The 25726-nt window shown below is 38.0% G+C and carries 27 protein-coding genes; all 27 read right to left on the bottom strand.

The features are described from left to right. Positions 1-9: 9 nt before the first annotated feature. The 27 genes from fliF to ftsY all read right to left on the bottom strand — a co-directional run bounded on the left by fliF (position 10) and on the right by ftsY (position 25713). The gene (gene fliF / locus ASU02_RS09590; protein WP_057763205.1) at positions 10-1596 is read right to left on the bottom strand and encodes a flagellar basal-body MS-ring/collar protein FliF; all 1587 of its coding nucleotides are present in this window, start codon (positions 1594-1596) and stop codon (positions 10-12) included. A 147-nt stretch (positions 1597-1743) separates the two neighbouring features. Continuing rightward, on the bottom strand, positions 1744-2055 hold the full coding sequence (gene fliE / locus ASU02_RS09585; protein WP_082631753.1) for a flagellar hook-basal body complex protein FliE: 312 nt from the start codon (positions 2053-2055) through the stop codon (positions 1744-1746). 13 nt (positions 2056-2068) lie between these two features. Next, positions 2069-2527, bottom strand: coding sequence for a flagellar basal body rod protein FlgC (gene flgC, locus ASU02_RS09580; protein WP_057763204.1), 459 nt, complete (start codon positions 2525-2527; stop codon positions 2069-2071). A gap of 2 nt (positions 2528-2529) precedes the next feature. Beyond that, on the bottom strand, positions 2530-2925 hold the full coding sequence (gene flgB / locus ASU02_RS09575; RefSeq protein WP_057763203.1) for a flagellar basal body rod protein FlgB: 396 nt from the start codon (positions 2923-2925) through the stop codon (positions 2530-2532). A gap of 423 nt (positions 2926-3348) precedes the next feature. Continuing rightward, on the bottom strand, positions 3349-4128 hold the full coding sequence (gene codY, locus ASU02_RS09570; protein ID WP_057763202.1) for a GTP-sensing pleiotropic transcriptional regulator CodY: 780 nt from the start codon (positions 4126-4128) through the stop codon (positions 3349-3351). An 80-nt stretch (positions 4129-4208) separates the two neighbouring features. Continuing rightward, on the bottom strand, positions 4209-5615 hold the full coding sequence (gene hslU / locus ASU02_RS09565) for an HslU--HslV peptidase ATPase subunit (protein WP_057763201.1): 1407 nt from the start codon (positions 5613-5615) through the stop codon (positions 4209-4211). A 19-nt stretch (positions 5616-5634) separates the two neighbouring features. Next, positions 5635-6177 (bottom strand): ATP-dependent protease subunit HslV, encoded by a 543-nt coding sequence (gene hslV, locus ASU02_RS09560; protein WP_057763200.1) that lies wholly within the window; start codon positions 6175-6177, stop codon positions 5635-5637. Positions 6178-6256: 79 nt separating this feature from the next. After that, the gene (gene xerC, locus ASU02_RS09555) at positions 6257-7162 is read right to left on the bottom strand and encodes a tyrosine recombinase XerC (protein ID WP_057763199.1); all 906 of its coding nucleotides are present in this window, start codon (positions 7160-7162) and stop codon (positions 6257-6259) included. A 54-nt stretch (positions 7163-7216) separates the two neighbouring features. Next, positions 7217-8527, bottom strand: coding sequence for an FADH(2)-oxidizing methylenetetrahydrofolate--tRNA-(uracil(54)-C(5))-methyltransferase TrmFO (gene trmFO, locus ASU02_RS09550; protein ID WP_057763198.1), 1311 nt, complete (start codon positions 8525-8527; stop codon positions 7217-7219). A 176-nt stretch (positions 8528-8703) separates the two neighbouring features. After that, positions 8704-10779, bottom strand: a complete 2076-nt coding sequence (gene topA / locus ASU02_RS09545; protein ID WP_057763197.1) for a type I DNA topoisomerase — start codon at positions 10777-10779, stop codon at positions 8704-8706. A gap of 334 nt (positions 10780-11113) precedes the next feature. Then, a complete protein-coding gene (gene dprA / locus ASU02_RS09540) occupies positions 11114-11977 on the bottom strand; it encodes a DNA-processing protein DprA (protein WP_057763196.1) in 864 nt (287 codons plus the stop codon). A gap of 119 nt (positions 11978-12096) precedes the next feature. Further along, the gene (gene sucD / locus ASU02_RS09535; protein ID WP_057763195.1) at positions 12097-12999 is read right to left on the bottom strand and encodes a succinate--CoA ligase subunit alpha; all 903 of its coding nucleotides are present in this window, start codon (positions 12997-12999) and stop codon (positions 12097-12099) included. 29 nt (positions 13000-13028) lie between these two features. Further along, complete coding sequence (gene sucC / locus ASU02_RS09530) at positions 13029-14189, bottom strand: ADP-forming succinate--CoA ligase subunit beta (RefSeq protein ID WP_057763194.1); 1161 nt, start codon at positions 14187-14189, stop codon at positions 13029-13031. 269 nt (positions 14190-14458) lie between these two features. Further along, positions 14459-14737, bottom strand: coding sequence for an EscU/YscU/HrcU family type III secretion system export apparatus switch protein (locus tag ASU02_RS09525; RefSeq protein ID WP_057763193.1), 279 nt, complete (start codon positions 14735-14737; stop codon positions 14459-14461). After that, positions 14734-16653 (bottom strand): hypothetical protein, encoded by a 1920-nt coding sequence (locus ASU02_RS09520; protein ID WP_057763192.1) that lies wholly within the window; start codon positions 16651-16653, stop codon positions 14734-14736. Before ASU02_RS09520 ends, ASU02_RS09525 begins: the two co-directional genes overlap by 4 nt. Before the next feature lie 35 nt (positions 16654-16688). Further along, complete coding sequence (locus ASU02_RS09515) at positions 16689-17462, bottom strand: ribonuclease HII (protein WP_057763191.1); 774 nt, start codon at positions 17460-17462, stop codon at positions 16689-16691. 97 nt (positions 17463-17559) lie between these two features. Further along, positions 17560-18432, bottom strand: a complete 873-nt coding sequence (ylqF, locus tag ASU02_RS09510; RefSeq protein WP_057763190.1) for a ribosome biogenesis GTPase YlqF — start codon at positions 18430-18432, stop codon at positions 17560-17562. 123 nt (positions 18433-18555) lie between these two features. Beyond that, positions 18556-19107 (bottom strand): signal peptidase I, encoded by a 552-nt coding sequence (gene lepB / locus ASU02_RS09505; RefSeq protein ID WP_057763189.1) that lies wholly within the window; start codon positions 19105-19107, stop codon positions 18556-18558. Positions 19108-19312: 205 nt separating this feature from the next. Then, positions 19313-19657: a 50S ribosomal protein L19 gene (gene rplS / locus ASU02_RS09500; RefSeq protein ID WP_053475644.1), complete on the bottom strand. Its 345-nt coding sequence runs from the start codon at positions 19655-19657 to the stop codon at positions 19313-19315. 140 nt (positions 19658-19797) lie between these two features. Continuing rightward, positions 19798-20538 carry a tRNA (guanosine(37)-N1)-methyltransferase TrmD gene (trmD, locus tag ASU02_RS09495; protein ID WP_057763188.1) on the bottom strand — a complete coding sequence of 247 codons (741 nt, stop codon included), beginning with the start codon at positions 20536-20538 and terminating at the stop codon, positions 19798-19800. Continuing rightward, positions 20535-21053: a ribosome maturation factor RimM gene (gene rimM / locus ASU02_RS09490; protein WP_057763187.1), complete on the bottom strand. Its 519-nt coding sequence runs from the start codon at positions 21051-21053 to the stop codon at positions 20535-20537. Before rimM ends, trmD begins: the two co-directional genes overlap by 4 nt. A gap of 14 nt (positions 21054-21067) precedes the next feature. Beyond that, positions 21068-21454, bottom strand: a complete 387-nt coding sequence (locus ASU02_RS09485; RefSeq protein ID WP_057763186.1) for a YlqD family protein — start codon at positions 21452-21454, stop codon at positions 21068-21070. 234 nt (positions 21455-21688) lie between these two features. Continuing rightward, positions 21689-21919 (bottom strand): KH domain-containing protein, encoded by a 231-nt coding sequence (locus ASU02_RS09480; RefSeq protein ID WP_057763185.1) that lies wholly within the window; start codon positions 21917-21919, stop codon positions 21689-21691. 11 nt (positions 21920-21930) lie between these two features. Beyond that, positions 21931-22203 carry a 30S ribosomal protein S16 gene (gene rpsP / locus ASU02_RS09475; protein WP_057763184.1) on the bottom strand — a complete coding sequence of 91 codons (273 nt, stop codon included), beginning with the start codon at positions 22201-22203 and terminating at the stop codon, positions 21931-21933. 107 nt (positions 22204-22310) lie between these two features. Next, positions 22311-23663 (bottom strand): signal recognition particle protein, encoded by a 1353-nt coding sequence (gene ffh / locus ASU02_RS09470; protein ID WP_057763183.1) that lies wholly within the window; start codon positions 23661-23663, stop codon positions 22311-22313. An 11-nt stretch (positions 23664-23674) separates the two neighbouring features. After that, the gene (locus ASU02_RS09465; protein ID WP_057763182.1) at positions 23675-24007 is read right to left on the bottom strand and encodes a putative DNA-binding protein; all 333 of its coding nucleotides are present in this window, start codon (positions 24005-24007) and stop codon (positions 23675-23677) included. A gap of 719 nt (positions 24008-24726) precedes the next feature. After that, on the bottom strand, positions 24727-25713 hold the full coding sequence (gene ftsY, locus ASU02_RS09460) for a signal recognition particle-docking protein FtsY (RefSeq protein ID WP_057763181.1): 987 nt from the start codon (positions 25711-25713) through the stop codon (positions 24727-24729). Between the last annotated feature and the right edge of the window lie 13 nt (positions 25714-25726).

Below are 25726 nucleotides of genomic sequence, written 5' to 3'. Positions count from 1 at the left end.
TCATTCCCCCTAATCTTCAGCAATCCATGTACGTAACAGTTTTGCGAAGTCTTCCGGCTTTTCTTTAGCCATTTTCTCTAACTGTTTCTTTCTCATTGTGCTTTCTGTTTCATGTTCTTCATTCACGTCAGGTACATGTAATAATTCTTCTTGAAGAGCATTTACTTCTTCCTCTCGGGCACGTTTCTTTTTCGCTCTAATAAATAGGAAGATAAGCAGTGCAATAATCACTAATAGAATTCCACCTACAATGTATGCCCATAGTGGCAGAAGCGGTTTTGATTCATCTGGGAATTCAACTTTTCCATTGAAAGGCTGAACCGAGACAACTACTTTTTCATTGATTTCCTCTTCCGTAAGTACTCCATCATTTGCTTGTTTATCAATCGTTGTCCGTACAATTGTTCCAAGGATTTTCGTAATATCATCAATTCTTTCCTGTGGTAGCTCCCCATTTTTAGGAGGGTTAACCATCACTTGAATCCCTAAATCTCTTACTTTATAAGGGCTTTCAACTATTTCTTTACGAATTTTATTTACTTCATTATTAATAGTTTCTTCAATTCTTTCGTAATCCCCATTTGCTCCATTACCTTCAAGATAACTAGAACCAAGAGCATCACCTGGATCTTCTCCTTGAGGAATACCTCCTGCAGCATCCCCATTGCCCGTAAAGGTTTCAGTAATTTTATGTGCACTAATCGCAATACCTGCCATGTCTTCTTCGTTCACAGGAGTCACAAGATTCTCTTCTCTGTTTTCCTGAGTAAAATCAATATCTGTTGAAACAGACACAACAACATTGCCAGGGCCCATCATAGTGCCAAGCATATTCTGCACTTGCCGCTGAACATCCTTCTCGATTTGCTTCTTAATTTCATGCTGTGAAGCAAATTGAGAACCAGGTGAAGAATTTTCAGAATTTTTTAGATCAAAGTACTCAAAATTCTGATTAGTTATGACGATATTATCTGTGGGTAAATTTGGAATACTCTTTGATACTAAATGATACAAGGCTTGAATTTGCGATTCTTCAAATTGATAGCCAGGTTTGGTGTTTAATACAATTGACGCAGAGGCTGCTTCAGAAGGGTCGCTGACAAAAATACCTTTCTCCGGTAAATTAATCATCACCTTCGCATCCTGAACGCCATCAATTCCCTTCATCAAATTGGCTAATTCGGATTGCATGGCGTCTAGCTTTAATACGTTAAATTCATTTTCCGTCATACCGATGCCAGCATTCTGGCTGAAAAACGAGTAATCAATGCTGCCCGATTTTGGGATCCCTTCGGCAGCTAATTCAACTTTAAGTGTATCCACAACTTCTTCTGGTACTTTTATTGTTGATCCGCCATCTGCGATTTCAGATTGTATCCCCCTGCCGTCCAGGTTTTCTTTTATTGTGCCTGTTTCAGATGGAGACAGATTGCTATAAAGCGGAACAAGTGTTGTTCTTGTAGAAAAAAATGATATTAATGCGATTAATACAATGAATAAAAGAGCGGAACCAAAAAGCATTATTTTTTGCTTTTTGGTTCGGCTGCTAAAATATTCTTTCACTTTATCAAAATATTTTCGAAACGATTCTTTCATTTTAATCCTCCGGTTATTCTGTCTCATATTAGGCTTTCTAATAACCGCAAATTATTAGTTTTCAGTTTTAATCAAGAAACCTATAATTGCTCTTAACCCATTCAGCTAGTTGATAACTTAGCAAAGAACTATACTAAAGCTTTTCAATTAAACTTGCATTCTCATTGTCTCTTGGTATGCTTCAATCACTTTATTACGAATCTCTAATGTTGCTGACATCGTTATACTTGCCTTTTGAGAAGCAATCATTACTTGGTGCAAATCAATATTCTCACCATTAACAAGCTTTTCCGTTGCTTTGTCAGATTGGATCTGTAGTTCATTCACCTTATTAATAGATTCCTTTAATACAGATGCGAAGCTTTCTTGTACTTCGGAAGGTGATTTTGTTTGGATCTTATTTTCACTTTGAGGTTTTAATACGTGAGATGCCGATGTGACTGAATCGATATTTATCATTTATTTATCTCCTTTACTTGCCGATTTCAAGTGCCTTCATCATCATGCCCTTAGATGCATTAAAAACGGTTACATTCGCTTCATATGATCTTGTGGCACTAATTAAATCTACCATTTCCCGTAAAGGGTCAACATTGGGCAGTTCTACATACCCTTCTTCATTAGCATCGGGGTGTTCTGGATTGTAGACAAGCTTAAATGGAGTTTCATCTTCAACGATCTTTGTTGCTTTTACACCATTACCAACCGAACCATCATTGCTTTTATTCATGGCTACATTTAAAAAATTTGAAAATTGCCCTTCTTTAGGCTGAAGAACAACTGATTTGCGTTTGTATGGCTGCCATTCTCCATTTACATATTTCGCTCTTGTTGAATCAACATTTGCCATATTAGAGGAGATCACGTCCATGCGTAATCGTTGCGCAGATAACGCTGATGCAGTATTATTCATACTATGGAAAATCGACATCTTTATTTTCCTCCCCTGATGACATTTTGTAAGCTGGAGAACTTCCCGCTGATTCTTTCAGTCAATGCGTTATAATAGATTTGGTTTGTCGCTAAGTCAGACATTTCATTATCTATATCTACGCTATTCCCATTCTCATTAAAAGAAACGTTCTTCCTTGTTACAATTCCTTTAGTAGATGGTTCGCTAATATTGAATTCATAATGTCTGCTATCTGTACGATAAGCAGGTATCCCTTGATTAACAGCAGTCTGCAACGTTTCTTTAAAACTGACATCCTTCGCTTTATAGCCAGGCGTAGCTTCATTGGCGATATTTTGCGAGATTACTTTTTGTTTAAGTGAAGAATAATTTAACCCTTTTTCAAGGGATGTTATCGTATTAGAAAACAACTTCATATACGCACCTCATTTTTATTCAGTTCATTGTAAGTATATTAATTGTAAATGTATTATTTTGATGATTATCCACGTTATTTGTCGACCTATAGTACATTGTAAAGAAAATGAAATAATATGTCTATGCGCAATAGATTACTTTTAACAGGACATTCGACCCATTTTCATTATAATTTGCTTAAAAGCATTCTGGTACAGGAAATCATTGTAAATAATTACGATTTTTCGAACAATTAAAACCGTACAAACAGATTTTATATAAGTAAAATTACTTCTCTCAATTTCTGTTAGTTCTTTAGTAGCGAGTAATACCTCCTACTTCTTCCTGTGTGCAATGTCATGGACTTGTAATAAAAAAACGCCAACTGTCGAAAGTTGGCGTTTTTCAATGTATTTTTATTTATTGCACAATTGCATGCAAAATTAATTAGACTTTAATTTTTCAAGTTCAAACAAAAATTTGTCATTAAGCACTTTAATGTAAGTACCCTTCATACCTAGAGAGCGCGACTCAATAACACCAGCGCTTTCTAATTTTCTTAGGGCATTAACAATAACAGATCTTGTAATTCCTACGCGATCAGCGATCTTTGAAGCAACTAACAAACCTTCTTTGCCGTTTAATTCTTCAAAAATATGTTCAATCGCTTCAAGTTCGCTATAAGAAAGTGAACTAATAGCCATTTGAACTACCGCTTTACTTCTTGCTTCTTCTTCAATTTCTTCAGCTTTTTCACGAAGAATTTCCATTCCTACTACAGTTGCTCCATATTCAGCTAAGATTAAATCATCATCATGGAACTGTTCCTTTAATCTTGCAAGAATTAGCGTGCCAAGACGGTCTCCTCCGCCAATAATTGGAACGATAGTAGTTAGACCATTGCTGAATAGTTCTTTATTTTCAATAGGAAATGCTGTGTATTCACTATTTACATCAAGGTTTGAAGATGTTTCCTGAATGTTGAAAAGGCTATTTGTATATTCTTCAGGAAATTGACGATCCTCAAGCATTTTTTTCATTCGTTCATTTTCAATTTGCTGGTTCGCAGCATATCCTAAAAGTTTACCTCTTCTGCTTACAACATAGATATTCGCTTCAATTACATCACTTAAAATTTCAGCCATTTCTTTAAAGTTTACCGGTTTACCCGCTGCTCTTTGTAACATTGCATTAATTTTTCTAGTTCTTGTTAATAAATCCATTCTTTCTTCCTCCTAAATGCTAAACACAGTCCTATTTATATTTATTTGTCTACCCTTTCACAAACAATTTAAAACAAAACCTATAAAATGAATTGGCTTAAATCTTTGTTTCTTGAGATAGCTCCTAATTTCTCCTCCACGTATTGCGGAGTAATTGTGATTTTTTCCAGCGTAATTTCTGGTGCTTCAAATGATAAGTCTTCCAGCAGCTTTTCCATAATCGTATGCAGACGTCTCGCCCCAATATTATCCGTATTTTGATTTACTTCAAAGGCAAATTCAGCAATCCTACGAATAGCATCGTCAGAAAATTCAATTTGTATACCTTCAGTTTCCAATAATGCTTCATATTGTTTAATTAATGCATTATCAGGCTCAACAAGAATATTGAAGAAATCATCGACCGTCAGCTTTGTCAACTCCACACGAATTGGAAAACGACCTTGTAATTCAGGGATTAAATCAGATGGCTTTGCCATATGGAAGGCACCAGCCGCCATAAACAATACATGGTCCGTTTTTACAGAGCCGTACTTTGTCACAACTGTAGAACCTTCAACAACAGGTAAAATATCTCTCTGTACCCCCTCACGAGATACATCAGCAGTTGATCCACCACTATTTTTGCTTGCAATCTTATCTATCTCATCGATAAAGATAATTCCAGATTGTTCTGCGCGGAAAACAGCCTCTTGTGTTACTTCATCCATGTCTATGAGTTTTTGTGCTTCTTCATTTGTTAAAACTTTTCTTGCTTCACTTACAGTTAGCTTTCTTTTTTTCCTGCGTTTAGGCATCATGCTGCCTAGCGCATCCTGCATGCTCATTCCCATTTGTTCCATCCCAGAACCTTGAAGCATGTCGAACATAGATGGCTGCTGTTCCTCTAGCTCAACAGTTATAACTTCATTTTCCAGCTCCCCTAGTGCAAGCTTTTCTTTCACTACCTTGCGTTTTCCTTGAAGATCTAGATCATCCGACGTGTGAGTGTCTGGCTCAGATTGAACGTTTCCACCGCCAAATAACATTTCAAGCGGATTCTTGTAGTTAACGGATTTTTTGCTGGAAGGTACGAGCAAGTCAACGATAATGCGATTGGCACTTTCTTCTGCACGTTCCTTTACACTTGCCATTTTTTCTTCTTTGACTAAACGCACCGATGTTTCAACGAGGTCTCTTACCATCGATTCAACATCTCTACCTACGTAGCCTACTTCAGTAAATTTTGTCGCTTCCACCTTAATGAAAGGGGCGCCAACTAACTTTGCCATTCGACGAGCAATTTCAGTTTTACCGACACCTGTAGGTCCAATCATTAAAATATTTTTCGGACTAATTTCATCACGTATTTGATCATCCAGCAAACCACGGCGGTATCTGTTCCTTAATGCGACAGCAACTGCCTTCTTCGCATCCTTTTGTCCAATAATAAATTGATCAAGCTTTTCAACAATTTGGCGGGGCGTTAAGTTCGTTCCTTTAACCATTGATCGCACACACCTTCCCTTAAAGTTCTTCCACAATGATATTGGTATTTGTATATACGCATATTTCAGCCGCCATCTCAAGTGATGCTCTGGCAATTTCTTTAGCAGATAAATGATCTCCAGCATAACGCTTTAAGGATCTTCCTGCAGCCAATGCATAATTCCCACCAGATCCGATTGCTAAAACGCCATCATCTGGTTCAATGACCTCCCCTGTACCAGAAATAAGTAGCAGGTTTTCAGCATTCATCACAATAAGCATTGCTTCCAACTTTCGTAAAACTTTGTCGCTTCTCCATTGCTTTGCAAGCTCAACTGCGGCACGCTGTAAATTCCCATTATATTCCTCGAGTTTACCTTCAAACATTTCAAATAATGTAAATGCATCAGCAACCGAGCCTGCAAATCCAGCAATTACCTTTCCATTAAACAGCTTTCGAACCTTTCTCGCAGTGTGTTTCATCACAACCGCATTTCCAAAAGTTACTTGACCATCTCCAGCCATCGCACAATTTCCATTGTGCTGCACAGCGAAAATAGTCGTCGCGTGGAATTGAGACATGATTAATCCTCCTTTTACTTATTATCCATTGTCCTCTTACTAGCCAATCCAATACCTCGCCTAAACAAAGAACTAATATTTAGGCTCTAGGATGATGGGTAATATATGTTTTTCTTAAATATTCATTCGAAACATGTGTATACACCTGAGTCGATGACAAAAAAGCATGACCTAGTAATTCCTGAACTGTTCTCATATCAGCTCCGTTCGCAAGCAAATGAGTAGCGAACGTATGTCTAAGCATATGTGGATGTATTTTACCCGTTAAGGTAGATTGTTCAATCAGTTTATCAAGGATTAATCTTATTCCTCGAGATGTTAACTGACCTCCCCGAAAATTTAAGAATAAATAATCATTAGGAGTATCTCGTTTTGAAAGCAGGCTTTCGCGGCCGTTGTTTATGTAATACTGGAGTGCATCATGTGCAAAGCTTCCAAACGGAATATAACGTTGTTTGTTCCCTTTTCCATGTACCAGTACTGTCGAGAGATACATATCGAGATCCTTCATGCGAATCTGACTGCATTCACTTACACGCATACCAGTTGCATAGAGCAGTTCAAGTAACGCTTTATTTCGTTGCCCTAAAATAGTTTCGGTTTCACAAGCACGAAATAAAGCCTCCATTTCCTCTTCATAAAAAAATTCCGGAAGCTTTTTTTCTGCCTTTGGAATAAATGCAAGTGCAAATGGGTTATCTTGTACAAGTCTCTCTCTAACCAAAAACTTAAAGAAACTGCGAAGGCATGAGATCTTCCTCGCAACGCTCTTTCTGGCAAGCTTCTCTTCATATAACTTTGTCAAGTAAATACGAACATCTAAATACTTAACATCATCAATACTGCTAATTGATTGTTCAGTCATGAACATAAAGAATTCACTGATGTCATGGTGATAATGTTCAATAGTATATTGTGAATAATTTTTCTCGATTTGTAAATATTCAATAAACAAAGTTAACGAAATGTTCACATTTGGATCCATTCAATCACCTCACAAGGGCTTCTAAATCGTATCACATTTTAGAAACCCTTGCAATTAAATCTCCTTATTTTTCGCAAAGTTCTGAATTGTTTCTAACGCCCTTGTTGCATGCTGTTCATTTCTTTCTTTTTTGCCTCTAATTTTCACAGGAAGATCTGGCAGCAATCCAAAGTTTGCATTCATTGGCTGAAAGTTTTTTTCATTTGCTGAAGTAATGTATCTAGCCATACTGCCTATCGTAGTTTCATGTGGAAATTCAAGAAGCTCCTCGCCTTTTACTAGACGGGCAGCATTTATTCCAGCAACTAAGCCGCTTGCTGCAGATTCAACATATCCTTCCACACCCGTCATTTGCCCTGCAAAAAATAAATCATCCCGATTGATAAATTGATAGGTAGGACGGAGCACTTTAGGTGAATTAATAAAGGTATTACGGTGCATTACGCCGTAACGAACGATCTCTGCATTTTCTAGCCCTGGAATTAATTGAATCACTTCTTTTTGCGGACCCCATTTTAAATGAGTCTGGAACCCAACAATATTAAATAACGTTCCTGCTGCATCATCCTGACGAAGCTGGACGACTGCAAACGGTCTTTTCCCTGTTTTCGGATCTTCTAAACCAACTGGTTTCATTGGTCCAAAAAGCATAGTTTTCTTTCCTCTACCAGCCATTACTTCAATTGGCATACATCCTTCAAAAAAGATTTCTTTTTCAAATTCTTTTAAAGGAACAGTTTCAGCAGAAATTAATGCTTCGTAGAATGTATTGAACTCTTCCTCTGTCATTGGACAATTTAAGTAAGCTGCTTCCCCTTTATCATAGCGGGACTTCAAATAAACCTTATCCAAATTAATTGATTCTTTTTCAATGATTGGTGCTGCTGCATCATAGAAATATAAATATTCTTCACCTGATAATTCTTTAAGCTTTGTGGAAAGTGCTTCACTCGTAAGCGGGCCTGTTGCAATAACAGTAGGGCCATCTGGAATTTCTGATACTTCTTCATTTATGACCGTTACATTCGGATGATTCTTAACTTTCTCTGTCACCAATGCAGCAAACTCGTGTCTATCAACTGCTAAAGCACCACCGGCTGGAACAGCACAGGCATCAGCAGATGCAATAATGACGGAGTCCAAATTTCTCATTTCTTCTTTCAAAACGCCAACTGCATTTGTTAGCGTATTTGCTCTTAATGAATTACTGCATACAAGTTCTGCAAATTTATCAGTATGGTGAGCCGGTGTTTGTCTTACTGGTCTCATTTCGTATAAACGAACTTGAATTCCGCGATTAGCAATTTGCCACGCAGCTTCGCTTCCAGCCAAACCAGCACCTATGACATTAACTGTTTCCTTCATTTAATATGAACCTCCAACTATGTAAATGAAACTTCAATCTTAACTTTCCCAAATTTCAAACCATCTTGCATTATATACTACGTTAGTAAAATAATAAAGTTTTAAATGTACGGCAATAAGCTGTTTTTTCATTCAAGGATGCACAACAGAAAAAAAGTGAGCCTTTTGGCCCACCTTTATCCTTGCTTCTCTTCCTTGTAATCACATTCTACGCATTGCACTTGAACACCCTTTTTCAGCTTCTTCTCCACTAAGAGATTCTCACATTTTGGACAGCTGCGCGGCAAAGGTTTGTCCCAAGAAATAAAATCACATTCAGGGAATCGATCACAACCATAAAAAATTCGGCGTTTCTTACTTTTTCTTTCTATTATATTACCTTCTTTACAGCTAGGACACGTTACTCCAACTTCTTTAACAATGGCTTTCGTATTTCGGCAATCTGGAAAATTACTGCATGCCATAAACTTTCCGTATCTGCCCATTTTAAATACCATTGGATTTCCACACTGTTCACAATCCTCGCCAGCTGGTTCATCCTTTATTTCCACTTCCTGCATTTCTTTTTCTGCTTTTTGTAAATGCTTCTCGAAATCCCCGTAAAAATCATCGATAATCTGAACCCAATTGACTTTTCCTTCTTCAATATGGTCAAGATCCTTTTCCATTTTTGCTGTAAACTCAACATCAAGTATGTCCGGGAAAAACTCCAGAATTAATTCTAATACGATTTCCCCTAGTTCTGTAGGAATGAACCTTTTATTATCCAACGCAACATAACCGCGCTTTTGGATTGTATCCAATGTTGGAGCAAATGTAGATGGGCGCCCTATTCCAAGCTCTTCTAACGTCTTTACAAGCCTCGCCTCAGTGTATCTAGGTGGCGGCTGAGTATAATGCTGCTTCGGCTCAATGTCTTTCTTTAACACAATATCCCCTTCTTTGAGATCAGGGAGCATTTTGTCCTTTTCTTCAGATGTATCATCTGTTCCTTCTACATATACCTTCATGAATCCAGGAAACTTTACTTTTGAACCTGTCGCTCTAAAAAGTACATCTTCATTTTTTAGATCAACACTCATTGTATCCATTATTGCAGCAGACATTTGGCTTGCAACAAAACGTTCCCATATTAGCCGATAGAGCCTTAGCTGATCCCTTGATAAATATTCTTTTAAACTATTCGGCTCTTTCAATATACTAGTTGGACGGATTGCCTCATGGGCATCCTGAGTATTTGACTTTTTCTTTTCCTTCTTCTTTTCCGTTGACAAAAACTCTGTTCCGTATGATTGTTTAATAAATTGGGATGCCTCAGCTTGAGCAATTTCAGATACACGGGTAGAATCTGTTCGCATATAAGTAATCAAACCAACCGTTCCTTCTTTACCAAGGTCAATCCCTTCATATAGCTGCTGTGCCAGCATCATCGTTTTCTTCGCACGGAAATTTAATTTTCGTGCGGCTTCCTGCTGTAAGGATGAAGTAGTAAACGGTGCTGCCGGGTTTCGTTTTCTCTCTTTTTTAGTGACAGATGTTACTTGGAATTCATTTCCTTCCATCTTGCTAAGGACACGCTCAACTTCTTCCTTAGAATGTAATTCAAGCTTATCATTCCCAACCCCGTAAAAGTTAGCTTCAAAGCTTTCCCTTCCCTTAAGAAAGTCACCTTCAATGGACCAATACTCTTCAGGAATAAATGCTTTAATTTCTTTTTCCCTGTCAATGATTAATCGAACAGCAACAGACTGAACTCTCCCAGCACTTAAACCCTTCTTAACTTTCTTCCATAATAAAGGACTTATATTGTAACCAACAAGTCGATCAAGAACTCTTCTCGCTTGCTGAGCATCAACTAGGTCCATATTAATCGGTCTAGGATGCTTAAATGATTCTTTAATGGCATCTTTTGTAATTTCATTAAAAACTACACGGCAATCTGATGTTACATCCATATTTAGGCTATGGGCTAAATGCCATGCGATTGCCTCCCCTTCACGATCCGGGTCGGCTGCTAGATAGATTTTTTTTGCTTTTTTGGCTGCTGTCTTTAATTCTTTTAAAACAGGGCCCTTTCCTCGGATCGTTATATATTTTGGTTCGAAATTATTTTCTTTATAAACACCCATTTGGCTTTTTGGTAAATCTCGAACATGACCCATAGATGCTCTTACTTTATATTTTTTCCCAAGATAACGCTCGATCGTTTTTGCCTTTGCAGGCGACTCAACGATTACAAGAAACTCTGACATCAATAGTCCTCCTTAAGAGGGATTTTTAAATTAGTTACATACGATCATTTTTATCATTCTTCAGATCACCATATGGTTTCTATATTAATAAATGACAATGGTAAAATTTTTTTCACTTAAAATTGTTTGCATTTCATTTTGTATAGGAAATGTATATTCATTTTATTACTAGCATGAAATTCTCCATTATTATTGTACATATATTACATATTTGTCAAACATAATCGTAATGTTTCGAAAGCGCTTTTATACTTTAACACATATCTAAGTATAAATCTAAAGAATATGTTTTTTAGAAATTATACAGCAATTTATTAAAAATAATACATAAAGATTAATATATCAATTCTTCTAAAATATCATCCGGTGTATTAACTAATTTCGCCCCCTGCTGAAGCAGCTCATTTGTACCCTTTGAATAGGGACTGAATATACTGCCAGGCAGGGCGAATACTTCTCTTCCTTCCTGTACAGCATAGTTTGCAGTGATCAGTGATCCACTTTTTCTTTTAGCCTGAACAATGAATGTTCCTTTGCTGATTCCGCTTATAATCCGATTTCTCATCGGGAATTGCCATCTGTCAGGTTTAGTATATGGGGGGTATTCTGAAATAAGCAATTGATTTTTCATCATTTCTGCTGCCAGATTCTTATTTGCATTTGGATAAATATGAAATAGACCACCAGCTATAACCCCAATTGTGTGCCCATTATTCTGGATTGCAGCATGATGAGCAATCGCATCAATACCCATGGCTAGCCCGCTAACAATAACAATTCCTTTCTCTATTAATTTCGGTATTATATATTTTATGGCATTTTCACCGTATTCTGTATATTGTCTTGAACCAACAACAGCTAATAGATTTTCTTTTTTTAATAGGCGTATATCCCCTTTTGCATAAATAACCCAGGGAGGCTGATAGGTTTCCTTTAATAAAGGTGGGTATTCCTCATCAAAAATGGTAATTATTCGAATATCATTTAGAAAATATTGTCGGATTTTTTCATGAATTAGATCAGAATGAAGGTCATTGAGAGCTGTAATTGAGGAAGAGTTTTGAAGATACAAATGTTCAAAGTTGATATGATAAAGAGATTTGAGCTCAGGGTCAGATTTTAATAGATAATAAATTGTCTTCCAGCCAATTCCTTTACAATGATGCAAATGAACTAGCCTTTTTGTAAAATCGTCCATTGGGGGAGGACCTCCTATTATTAAATTGGAATAGAGTTGAGGAAATACATTTTGGGGATAGATGCATAAATAGTCCCCCTATTTAGGGGGACTTAGCATTAGTGTTTTATATTCTTTTATTAATGTGTCTTACACTTGTCATAAAGGCCTTTTTCTTTAAGGACTTTAATTAATGTTTCACCCATAACAGATGGTGTATCTGCCACTTCAATGCCGCATTCGTTCATTACACGGATTTTCTCATCAGCTGTACCTTTACCGCCTGAAATAATTGCCCCAGCATGGCCCATACGCTTTCCAGGAGGTGCCGTACGCCCGCCAATAAAGCCTACTACAGGCTTAGTCATATTCGCTTTCACCCATTCAGCAGCTTCTTCTTCAGCCGTACCGCCAATTTCACCGATCATGATCACAGCATATGTTTCAGGATCTTCATTGAACGCCTTTAATACATCGATAAAGTTTGTTCCGTTAACTGGATCGCCACCGATACCAACAGCTGTTGTTTGTCCAATGCCCGCTTCAGTTAATTGATGAACCGCTTCGTAAGTTAATGTTCCAGAACGGGAAACAACGCCAACATGGCCTTTTGTATGGATGTATCCAGGCATAATGCCAATTTTACATTCATCAGGTGTAATCACACCAGGACAGTTTGGTCCAACTAGGCGCGTTTTCTTGCCTTCCATATAGCGTTTCACTTTAACCATATCTAAAACTGGGATATGCTCAGTAATACAGATTGCTAAATCTAATTCTGCATCAACTGCTTCTAAAATTGCATCCGCTGCAAAAGGAGCTGGAACGTAAATAACAGAAGCGGTTGCGCCAGTAGCTTTTACTGCTTCTTGTACTGTATTGAATACAGGCACTCCCTCAACTTCAGAACCACCTTTCCCAGGTGAAGTTCCTCCAACAATTTTTGTACCATATTCAAGCATTTGTTTTGTATGAAAAAGGGCTGTTGAACCCGTAATTCCTTGAACAATAACCTTCGTATCTTTATTAATAAAAACGCTCACGTCAATTCCCCTTTCTTATCTCAAGTAGCTTAGCCAACTAAGGAAACGATTTTTTGTGCTCCGTCAGCCATAGACTCTGCTGCAACAATCTCAATATCAGATTCTGCAAGAATTTTCTTTCCTAAGTCTACATTCGTACCTTCTAAACGTACAACTAATGGTACTTTCAAGCCAACTTGCTTAGCAGCTTCAACAACGCCTGTTGCGATAACGTCACACTTCATGATTCCACCAAAGATATTAACGAAAATACCTTTTACATTTTGATCAGAAAGAATGATCTTGAATGCTTCCGTAACCTTTTCTGCTGTAGCACCGCCCCCAACATCAAGGAAATTAGCCGGATCGCCGCCATAATGTTTGATTATGTCCATTGTAGACATCGCAAGACCTGCTCCGTTAACCATACAGCCGATATTTCCCTCTAACGAAATATAGCTAAGGTCATATTTTGATGCTTCAATTTCTTTCGCATCTTCTTCTTCAAGGTCACGATATTCTAGTACGTCTTTTTGACGGTATAACGCGTTTGAATCAAAGTTTAATTTTGCATCCAATGCCATAACTTTTCCGTCGCCTGTGACAACTAATGGATTGATTTCAGCAATTGAGCAATCCTTTTCAATATAAGCTGTATATAAACTCATCATGAACTTAACCGCTTGTCCAACCAGCTCTTTCGGAATATTGATGTTAAATGCGATACGTCGTGCTTGGTATGCGCTTAACCCAACAACTGGATCAATTTCTTCTTTAAAAATTTTCTCAGGTGTCTTTTCTGCTACTTCTTCAATTTCTGTTCCGCCTTCTTCAGAAGCCATCAGAACTACACGTGATGTTGCACGATCTAGAACTAGACCAATATAGTATTCTTTTTTAATGTCACAGCCCTCTTCAATTAGCAGGCGCTTAACTTCTTTTCCTTCAGGACCTGTTTGGTGCGTAACAAGTGTTTTGCCAAGAATTTCATTAGCATATGTACGAACTTCATCTAAATTTTTCGCAACTTTAACACCGCCAGCCTTCCCGCGGCCGCCAGCATGAATTTGTGCTTTCACTACACAAACCTGTGTGCCTAATTCTTTAGCCGCTTCAACAGCTTCTTCAACTGTGAATGCAACTTTTCCGTTTGGTACTGCTACCCCGTATTTTCTGAGGATTTCTTTACCTTGGTACTCATGGATATTCATTTCCCATCCTCCTATAAGCTCTTTACAAAAAATAGACTGCGCTTTCATTTTATAAAACTACACAAACCTTGTCCACCTTTATTGAGGAAATATTATATTTCTTTTAAAATTTATAAAATTCTGAATCGAAATAATCCTATCCTCATTACAATATTTGCATTCTTTAGTAGAAAAATTACTTTTTCAATATAAAAAAATAGGGAATTTGATTAAAACAAACTCCCCACAAATTTATCAAAATTGGATTGATTGTGAAAAATTCACCTGTGTTATTTCGCCGCTTGATCAGTACGGTAAATAAATGCAAAGATTTCAGCAACCGCTTGAAATAGTTCCTCTGGGATTTGCTCATTTATTTCTAGCTTGCCCAGAAGCTCGACTAAAGATGGATCCTCTTGAATAGGAACTTGATGTTCCTTTGCTTGATCAAGGATATTTTCGGCAACTACGCCCTTTCCCTTAGCAATCACGCGCGGAATATCATGCCCATATTTATTATATGATAAAGCAACTGCTTCTTTCCTCAGATGCTTCTCCTTCTTTTTCATATTCGAAAATCAACCCCATTAACATGACTCATTGCAGAACGCGCAGAAATGGCCGCCTTCAATGTATTCACCTTCTCATCTTTCGGTTTCTCAAAAACTATAGATGACAGCTGATAATTGATCTTTGTTAAATTTTCCTTTAACTGAGCAATGAAAGGAGCTGCCAGCATTCTTATATCAGCCCGCTCATTAAAAATCGATAGGTTCATGACCCTGTTCTGCACTTGTAAATCTACGATTGTTTCTTTCAATTGACTCAGATTTAGATAGAAAAGTACCCGGCAGAAATTGGGATCAATCTTGCCATTTTCAGTCTTACGTCCACTCCATTGCATCGTTAAGTCTGATTTCATTTCCCATAAAGACAGCGGAACTTGAAATATATATTGCTGAAGAGGTCCAACCTCCTGTGAGAGCACTTGGAAGCCTGTTATTTTGAATAATAGCTTCTCTGCCGCATCTTTTATTGCGGGTGAGGATTCCTCCGATAACAGCTGCATTAGAAGCGGTTTAAGAGTCTCTGCTTTGTTAACTGCATCGCCTTCTGGATTTTTCAGTACATTTAACAGTTCATGCTCATAGGAAAGGCCGATTGATTGGATTAAATGTTTAATCTGATCCTTAACTGCTTGTGAATTCCCCCACTGCATGCCTGCTATTTTTATGTCATTTTTCATTTGTTCTATAAGTATGTGTTCGTCATTCGATTGATTTTTGGACAAACTTTCCTGATTCATGAATAGCATATTAGCTAGTTTAGAGAGTGACTGCTCCGATTGGTTTAAGATGGGAAGAACTTGCTTCCATTCGGCTGTACGGGCAGGGATTTCCATCCTGTCTGACTCTTGTGCTAACACTTGAAAAATGGCTTTTGCTATCGTTGTCATATCCCTTCCACTTAAAGGTGGAGCAATGTTAGATCCTCTTATGTCCGATAGGATTTTCTGAATCTCACTTAAAGCTTTTGATTCTAAGCTGCCGTTTACATCATTTTTTAGGATAGTTTGAAGCTTTGTTAAGGTTAAAATAAGTCCCTCTCTGCTGCCTGTCCGATTGTTCTCAACTAATTCAGGAATAATATTTAACCCTGAACTATTTTTTGTTTGCACCATGGCTGCTTTTGACCATTTTTGCAGAGCTTGCTGGACCATACTCTCTTCATTCGCATGAGAGGAAATGAACCCTGTATTCTGAAGGAAATGGAAGGCTGATTTAGATTTTTGTTGATCAGTTGAACTAAGCCAGTCTTTTACTAGCTTCATTAATGCAACATTGCTCATTTTTTCTTTTTCAGTCATCGTCATTTCTGTTAGTAATGCTGTTAGCTTATTACTAGACTCAGTTGGATTTTCTCCCTTGAATTTTGTTAATAAGTTCTCCAATAACAAGGACATCGGTTCATTTTTTAGAACAGTAGTCAGGGAATGGAAAACATCTTTAGTAAATGGGAGCTGCTTTGTCAGCAATAATCTTATCCCTTCCAATCCTTCCTGAAACGAGTCGCTGCTTTTTAGCCATTCAGCTGCCATATGTATAGTTTCCTTTGTAATCGGAAGCTGTTCCCTCAAGAAGAATTGAAGCAAGGAAATATTTTCTTTTGTAACCGGAAGATTCAGCTGCTTTAAAAGATTCTCTACAGAGGGCTGCTTTCCATTTAAACCTGGTGATTCCAATACTTTTAGCTGTACTTGTCCATCAATCGATTGAACCTGAAAAAAGTGACGGTCATTGACGGAAAGACCCACTTCTAATTGCGCAATAACCTTTTGAGAGCCAACTTGCACTTCAGCTATCTGATTCGGAAAGAGCTTCAAAACCTTGCCGCTAATAATCTGCCCTGACCGAAAGGTAAGAGGTCTATTCGTCGTTAGTTTATCTTGTTTGATTAGATCCTGAACGATATTCGAGGCTCGCATGCATTCACCTTCTTCCTATTTTCCAATCCTGCTTATTATTTTTCTGTATACTCCTTTATCGGAGAAAAGCTTTTTCGATGATAGGGAGTTATACCAAACTTTTGAATGGCAGCGAGATGCTCTTTCGTTCCATAGCCCATATGCTTAGCAAACCCATACTCAGGGTACTCCTCGCCTATATCAGACATTATCCGGTCACGAGTTACCTTAGCAATGATTGAGGCTGCTGCAATCGATATACTTTTTCCATCGCCTTTAATAATTGCTTCATATGGATAAGGAGTGTTAAGTTTGACTGCATCGATAAGCAGAAAATCAGGCTGGACATTTAAATCGATAATAGCTGCTTTCATTGCCTTTTTTGTCGCTTCATAAATATTTATCCGATCTATCTCGTCGACATGAATCATTCCAACACCAATTGCTGTTGCTGTGGCCTGAATAATTTCAAAATATTCTTCACGTTTTTGTTCTGAAAGCTTTTTCGAGTCATCAAGACCAGGCAAATAAAAATCGTCTGGTAATATAACTGCTGCAGTTACAACAGGCCCTGCTAGCGGGCCCCTTCCCACTTCATCAATACCTGCAATATGTTGATAGCCAAGATTTTTGTATTTCTGTTCATACAAAGACATTTCCACATATTTTTCGTGTACCTTTTTTTCTTCTTCCTTCCGTCTGTGCCACTTTTTTAAAAGCTGTTGAACACCCTTTCGCTCATCATTGGCAAGAAATTCAATAAACGAATCGTCTAAGCAGGCATCTGCGGTTAATTTTTCTTCGATTTCACGAATACTTATCTTTCTCATGATTTTTCCCCTTTTACATCTATACCCTATGTATCGGCGTTTTGTAAAAAAAATGAAGGCCTTCTATAAGGAGAAGGCCTTAAGTGCTAAATGATATTTATTGTTCATTGGATAATTCTAATAAGTCCTCTGGGCGTTCCAAAGTAATGGATCCTAATTTCTCTGTACGAAATTCTCTAATTACTAGTTCTGTTACTTTATCATAATCAATTTCTCCGCGTCCCATGAGACATCCTCTTACTTTGCCAATTGCATCAAACAATTCAACAATGTCTTCAGGAATGACTTCAATTTGAAATCGCTCTTTCAATCGCTCAGGATATTTTTTTTCAAGAAAACGCAGGGCAAATACAGCAATGTCTTGCAAGTTTAATATGGTATCCTTTATTGCACCTGTAAGCGCCAGTTTTAATCCGACCTCTTGATCTTCGAATTTCGGCCATAAAATCCCCGGTGTATCAAGTAATTCTAGTTCCTTTCCTACTTTAATCCACTGTTGCGCCTTCGTAACCCCAGGAGTATTTCCTGTTTTAGCAATATTTTTCTTGGCAAGTCTGTTAATTAACGTAGATTTTCCAGCATTCGGAATCCCAACAATCATGGCGCGTATCGCTCTAGGTCTCACACCCTTTGCTCTCATACGATCAAATTTCTCCTGAAGTATCTCCTCAGATGCAGCGACAATTTCTTTCATGCCTTGTCCTGCCTGAGAATTGATAGCAAGAGCCTTTATCCCCTTCTCTTTGAAATATTTAATCCATTGCTTTGTCGCTTCTTTATCTGCCATGTCCGCTTTATTAAGAAGAACTAATCTTGGTTTATGTTGAATAATTTCATCGATCATTGGATTTCTAGAAGAATATGGAATTCTAGCATCGACAAGTTCAAAGATGATGTCTACAAGCTTTAGTTTTTCTGTTACCTGTCTGCGGGCTTTCGCCATGTGACCCGGAAACCATTGAATGGTCAAGGCTGCCACCTCCAATTGTAAAATTTTAGATGTTATTAAAGATGAATAATGGTACTTATTGAGGGGAGAAGATGAGAGGTGGATGAGAAGCAAACAGTCTTGAACTGAATGCTTTCTCATCGTTTATTTTACAATACGAAAATCTTCTATTGGCCAATAAATAATCCCTGTATTCCCTAGTACTTTTTCCATTGGAACAGCCCCAATATGCCGGCTGTCCTTACTGTATCTGCGATTATCACCCATAACGAAAAGATGACCTTCAGGAACAGTTTCCGATCCTATTTTTTCTTCAAGAGTAAATGGCTCAGTTAACGGCCCATCAATCACTTGTTTTTTGTATTCATCAAGATATGGTTCTTCATATGCTTTTCCATTCACATATAGCGTATCATCTTTATACTCAATCCGATCACCCGGGAGACCAATGACTCGCTTTATGTAATCCTTATTTTCTGGTGCATGAAAAACAATGATATCGAACCGTTCAGGTTTTCCAATTTTATAACTGAACTTATTCACTATCATTCGATCTTGATCATGCAGCGTAGGCATCATCGACAGTCCATCTACTACTATTGGTGCAAATAAAAAGTATCGGATAACTGCTGCTAATAATACCGCAATAATAAGTGCCTTTGTCCATTCCCACAGTTCATTTTTCTTCTTAGCCATTATTTCCCCACCATTCTCTTAAAAAATATCCATTAAAAACGATATGCTTTTAATGGGAACGCTATATTCCTCTATTATTATATATTACAAAAATCCTCCTGAAAAATCAGGTTGGGAGCCTTATATATTTATTATTGATCAATTATGTAAATTTATTTGCTAAGAAAAAGGAGCTTGTTGAACAAGCTCCTTTCCGCTTTTCTTATTATCGAATTTCTTTAATACGAGCTTTTTTACCACGTAGGTTACGTAGGTAGTAAAGTTTCGCACGGCGTACTTTACCGCGACGGATAACTTCAAGCTTCGCAATCTTTGGTGTGTGTACAGGGAATGTACGCTCTACGCCTACACCATAAGAAATCTTACGAACTGTAAAAGTTTCGCTGATTCCACCACCACGACGCTTAATCACAACTCCTTCATACACCTGAATACGCTCACGTGTTCCCTCAACAATACTTACGTGTACACGTACAGTATCACCAGGACGGAAAGCAGGAAGGTCCGTACGAAGTTGTTCTTTTGTGATCTCTTCGATTAATTTATGCATCGTTTTCAACTCCTTCCAACAGATGCTCTTGCACATCATTTCTTTCAATTGCAGCGGAACATCTTAATAAGACAAAAACTGAAGTCCTCCAGCCTAAGTCACAAAAAGTATTGTAACATACATAGCTATCAACATCAATGCTATTTACTCTCTTTTTTGATTTCTTCGAGCCACTTTTTTTGTATATCCGATAATTCTACATGTTCAAGCAAATCCGGCCTTCTCAGCACAGTCCTTCTTAACGATTCTTTCGTCCGCCATTCGTCAATCAGACGGTGGTTACCTGAAATAAGAACGTCAGGTACCTTCATCCCTCTGAAGTCTGCTGGACGTGTATAATGCGGGTGTTCTAATAAGCCAGTACTAAACGAATCGCTTAAGTGAGATTCTTCCTTTCCTAGTACACCAGGCAGGAGGCGAACGACGCTGTCTATGACAACCATTGCACCTAGCTCACCACCAGTTAGTACAAAATCACCAATAGAAATTTCATCGGTCACAACATGCTCCCTAATTCTTTCATCATACCCCTCATAATGACCGCAAACAAAAATAAGATGGTCTAAGGCGGCTAGCTCTTCAGCTTTTTTTTGTGTATATCTCTCGCCTTGCGGGCAAAGGAGGATGACTCGTGGAGATGAAGCTCCTTTTTCACGTAAATCTGCAACAGCATCAAAAATGGGCTGAGGCTTTAATACCATACCCGCCCCTCCGCCGTAGGGGTAATCATCAACCGTTTGATGCTTATTATCCGCATACACTCTAAAGTTCACTACATTGTATTCTACAGCCTTATTTTCAGCTGCTCTTTTTAAGATTGAGTGACCGAAAACTCCTTCAAACATTTCTGGAAAAAGGGTAAGAACATCAATCTTCTTCATGAAAGCAGCCCTTCAAGCGGATCAATGACCACGCTCTTCCCCTTAACATCTACTTGCTTTACCACATCTTCAATATAAGGAATCAAAATATCTTTCCCGCTCTTTCCCTTTATCACCCAAACATCATTGGCACCCGGTGAAAGAATTTCACGAATTGTCCCGATTTCCTCCCCTTCAAGCGTTGTAACTGTGCATCCAATAATTTCATGATAATAAAATTCATCTTCATCAAGCTGACCAAGTTGGTCTTCAGAAACTTTTAAAATGCCGCCCTTCATTTTTTCAATATCATTAATATTTTCATACCCTTCAAAAGTAAGTAAATCAAATGACTTATGTGTTCGGTGCGACTTGATTATTAACTCAATGGGGGCTTTTGAATCAGGCATAAACAAAGATAATTTATTTCCACGCTTATAGCGTTCTTCCGCAAAATCTGTTTTTGAAATTACTCGTGCCTCTCCTTTAATTCCATGCGTGTTCACGATTTTTCCGACATTAAACCATTTTTCCATTCTGTATTTCACCTCTAACGTATTTCATCAATGATTCCATCTTTAATAATAATCGTCTTCTCACTTTGCACCGTTTTCCAGCAATCTCCTACTTCAATGTCGATAATCGCATTTACTTCTTTCTCTTTCAACTCGCTGCCTAATGGTAGTATATGTAATTGCTCAATTTGAAAATCAAGCAGTTTTGCTTTTTCTTGGCGTTTATGGATTTCCTTTTCGAAGTGTATCTTTAAATTGTTTGATTGGAATTTTTTCGTTTTTTCTAGTTTTTTTAATTCAAATTTAAGCTGTTCACACTCTTTTATCAGCTGCTGCTTATTTTTCTCATATCCCTCTAAGAGGAACAATTTGCTTTTCTCCGTAAGAACTTGCTTTACCACGACAGATTGAAGTATTTTCAACAGGCATCGCCTCCTATGGGCAGTGATCGTGTTCCAGCTCTCGCTTATTAAAAACCTTCGATAATTGGAAAAAAAGGAGGGTATGAACCCTCCTTTCTTCCGCTTTTCTTATTGTCCAGCTTCAACGCCTTGCCCCTCAAGATCATTAGCCAATCTGACAAGAAGATTAAAGAATAATCTTCTCAGTAGCTTGTCTTATGCTTATCAGGACTGATCAAGGCACTTTCGCTTTTCTTATTCAGCAATTTCTAAAAAGATCTTTTTCTGTTGTGATGATCCTGCTGCATAGACAACAGTTCGTATTGCTTTCGCAACGCGCCCTTGCTTCCCAATTACTTTCCCCATGTCTGTCTTGTTGACAGAAAGCTGATAGGTCACGCGATTTTCTTCCTCAAGAACCTTTACTAGAACATCCTCTGGAAAATCAACAAGGGGCTTCACAATCGTTTCGATAAGTTCTTTCATTTGTATATGAATTACTTACCGTTTTTTGCGTTATGGAATTTTTCCATAATGCCTTGTTTAGAGAAAAGGTTGCGAACTGTATCTGATGGTTTCGCACCAGTTTGAAGCCATTTAAGAGCTAACTCTTCATTGATTTCAACGACTGCTGGTTGTGCAACCGGATTGTACGTTCCTACTGTTTCAATGAAACGTCCATCACGTGGTGAACGAGAATCAGCTACTACGATACGATAGAAAGGAGATTTATTAGCTCCCATACGTTTTAAACGAATTTTTACTGCCATTATTAAAGCACCTCCGAATAGTTTCACACAAGATAGTATATTATCAGATTCCTAAATGGTTTGTAAAGGTTTTTTTCTTTACAGTTTAAAAAAAATTTCTTTTTCACCTAAAATGGATTAAATGGCAGCTTAAATCCGCCTTTTTTCTTCCCTTTTGGTGAGCCGCCTGTCATTTGTTTCATCATTTTTTTCATATCTTCAAATTGTTTAAGCAAACGATTTACTTCAGGAACGGTTGTACCGCTTCCCTTAGCAATCCGTTTACGGCGGCTTGCATTAATCGTTTCCGGATGAATTTTTTCATCCTTTGTCATTGATTTAATGATCGCTTCCACATGATTAATTTGCTTTTCATCCACTTGGAGATTGTTCAAGCCTTTAATTTTATTCGCTCCTGGCATCATTTTCAAAAGCTCATCAAGCGGTCCCATACTGCGAACCTGACCTAATTGTTCTAAGAAATCATCGAATGTGAACGAAGCAGTTCGGAACTTTTGCTGCATTTCCTTTGCTTTTTCTTCATCCACATTTGCCTGAGCCTTCTCAATTAATGTTAGAACATCGCCCATTCCTAGTATGCGTGAGGCCATCCGTTCTGGATGAAATGCTTCTAGTGCATCTAACTTCTCCCCAAGACCGACAAATTTTATCGGTGTTTCTGTTACTGCACGGATTGATAGCGCAGCTCCTCCACGGGTATCACCATCAAGCTTTGTCAGGACAACACCTGTCAGGCCAAGCTGTTCATTGAAGCTTTTCGCCACATTGACTGCATCTTGACCAGTCATTGCATCAACAACAAGAAAGATTTCATCCGGCTTAGAAAGCTCCTTAATCTGCTTAAGCTCGTCCATTAATGCTTCATCCACGTGTAAACGGCCAGCCGTGTCAATAAGAACATAATCATTATGATCTTCTTTTGCTTTTGCAATTGCTTGTTTAGCAATTTCAACTGGACTTACTTGGTCTCCAAGTGAGAAAACTGGCATGCTCAATTGTTTTCCAAGCGTTTCAAGCTGTTTAATCGCAGCCGGACGATAGATATCTGCTGCAACAAGCATAGGGTTACGGTTGTATTTTTTTCGAAGCAAATTAGCTAGCTTACCGGTTGTTGTTGTTTTACCTGCACCCTGTAAACCAACCATCATAATCACGGTTGGCGGTCGGTTAGAAACAGCAATTTTACTTTGCTCTCCACCCATTAACTCAGTAAGTTCTTCTTTTACAACCTTAATAACCTGCTGCCCAGGCGTTAAGCTCTTGAGAACTTCTTGGCCGACAGCTCGTTCACTGACCTTTTTAACAAACTCTTTGACGACCTTAAAGTTAACATCCGCCTCTAATAACGCAAGTCGAACTTCACGCATCATTTCTTTTACATCTGATTCATTAATCTTTCCCTTGCCGCGGATCTTCTGGATTGTATTCTGCAGTCGGTCGGCTAACCCTTCAAATGCCATCTTGCCGCCTCCTAATCTAATTTCTCAAGCTTAGCTACAGTCTCGATAATCGTTTCGTTTATAGGATTGTCTTCCTTAAGCATTTCCTTGATTTTGACAAGCAGCTTGCTTCGCTCTTGAAATTTCTGAAATAATAACAGCTTTTCTTCATACTCTTCAAGCATTGCTTCAGTTCTTTTAATATTGTCGTAAACCGCTTGTCTACTTACATCATATTCCTCAGCAATCTCTCCAAGTGAAAAATCATCCAAGTAATAAAGGGACATATAGCTTCGCTGTTTTGGAGTCAGCAACGATTGATAAAAATCGTATAGATAATTCATTCTCGTTGTCTTTTCTAACATCCCTACTCCCCCTTGTTAAGTGAAAAGCCTTTACAATAGTAAGTTTACCCAGAAGCAATACACATGTCAACTAGAAAAGCAGAAGCAGGCAGCTTTGCCCCAACAATCATTAGTAAAATTGGCGGAGAGAAGTTCTTTTCTTCCCATCAAAACTTAGGTTATAACCTTTAGCCTATAGTGCAGCAGATGGATAAATAGAAAGATATAGGCAACAGTTCTTACGATATCTTGCTTCGAATAGCTATTTCAACTATTCCTTCACGTTCTTGAATTTCTTTAAATGTATTCCATCTTCTCTGGCTTAGCCCTATCAATGCTTCATAATCCTTAGGAATCAATAAAATAATATGCTTTTCTATAAAGATTCGTTCTTGAGTCCATTCTACAAACATTCAAGTGAGACGAGGATTCATGCCCCTCCCCTTTGTGTAAAAGCTCCTCGAATGATATCGCAGCTTCCATTATTTTTTTGTTTCAACTATTCTTTCATGCTCGTAAATGAAGGCGAGTATATCATCAATTCTAAATGAATTCGCAAATGCATTTTCCAAGCTCATGCTGATCTCTGTGTATAACTTCAGATCGGTCCACCTCAATGACGAGATCAGGGGCAGACAATTCCTTTTTTCTCCTTTATCTATCTTTAAATTATAGACAAATTCCCCACATCCCCTGCCTTATGAAAAAAAGCAGCCGGACCATTGGTCCAGCTGCTTCTTTTATACTTCCTCTTCAACTAAGTCTGCAAATAACCCATATACATATTGTTCTGCATTAAATTCCTGAAGATCATCCATTTTTTCACCGAGGCCAACAAATTTCACTGGGATGTTGAGTTCATTTCTAATGGCAAGAACAATTCCACCTTTTGCTGTCCCATCTAGCTTGGTCAATACAATTCCACTCACATCGGTTGCTTCCTTAAAAGTTTTTGCTTGGATCATTGCATTTTGACCTGTTGTTGCATCAAGAACCAATAATACCTCATGAGGTGCACCTGGAATTTCACGTTCAATAACGCGCTTCACCTTTTCTAGCTCCTTCATTAGGTTCACTTTGTTCTGCAATCGGCCAGCTGTATCACAAATAAGGATATCTGCTTGACGGGATTTGGCAGCTTGGACGGCATCAAACATAACAGCTGCAGGATCCGACCCTGCACCTTGCTTAATGACCTCAACCCCCACTCTTTCTCCCCATACTTCAAGCTGTTCAATCGCACCAGCCCGGAAAGTATCACCAGCAGCTAACAATACCTTTTTCCCTTCACCCTTAAATTTATGAGCAAGCTTTCCAATTGTTGTTGTTTTTCCAACACCATTTACACCAACAAATAGAATTACAGTCAAAGAGTCTTCTTGTATATTTAATTCAGCAGAACCTTCCCCGCCTGCTTCATAAATTTCAACAAGCTTTTCTGAAATCACACTTTGAACCTCTTGCGGATCTTGGATGTTCTTGCGCTTTACTTCCATTTTTAACTCTTCAACTAGCTTCATAACAGTATCAAAGCCTACATCCGCCTGGATTAAGATTTCCTCTAACTCTTCAAAAAAATCCTCATCTACTTTGCGATATCTTGCTACTAAGTCATTTACCTTCCCAGAAAAATTATCTCTAGTTTTCGCTAGCCCATCTTTAAACTTTTCTGTTACACTATCTGTTTGCTTCGTAATTTTTTCTTTTAATTTCTTAAAAAAACTCATGTTTTCACTTCCT

Origin of the sequence: Cytobacillus praedii (genome assembly GCF_001439605.1) — a bacterium.
Classification (GTDB): domain Bacteria; phylum Bacillota; class Bacilli; order Bacillales; family Cytobacillaceae; genus Cytobacillus; species Cytobacillus praedii.
The sequence above is the reverse complement of the archived record's forward strand: the minus strand, read 5'-3'. Positions and strand labels throughout refer to the sequence as shown.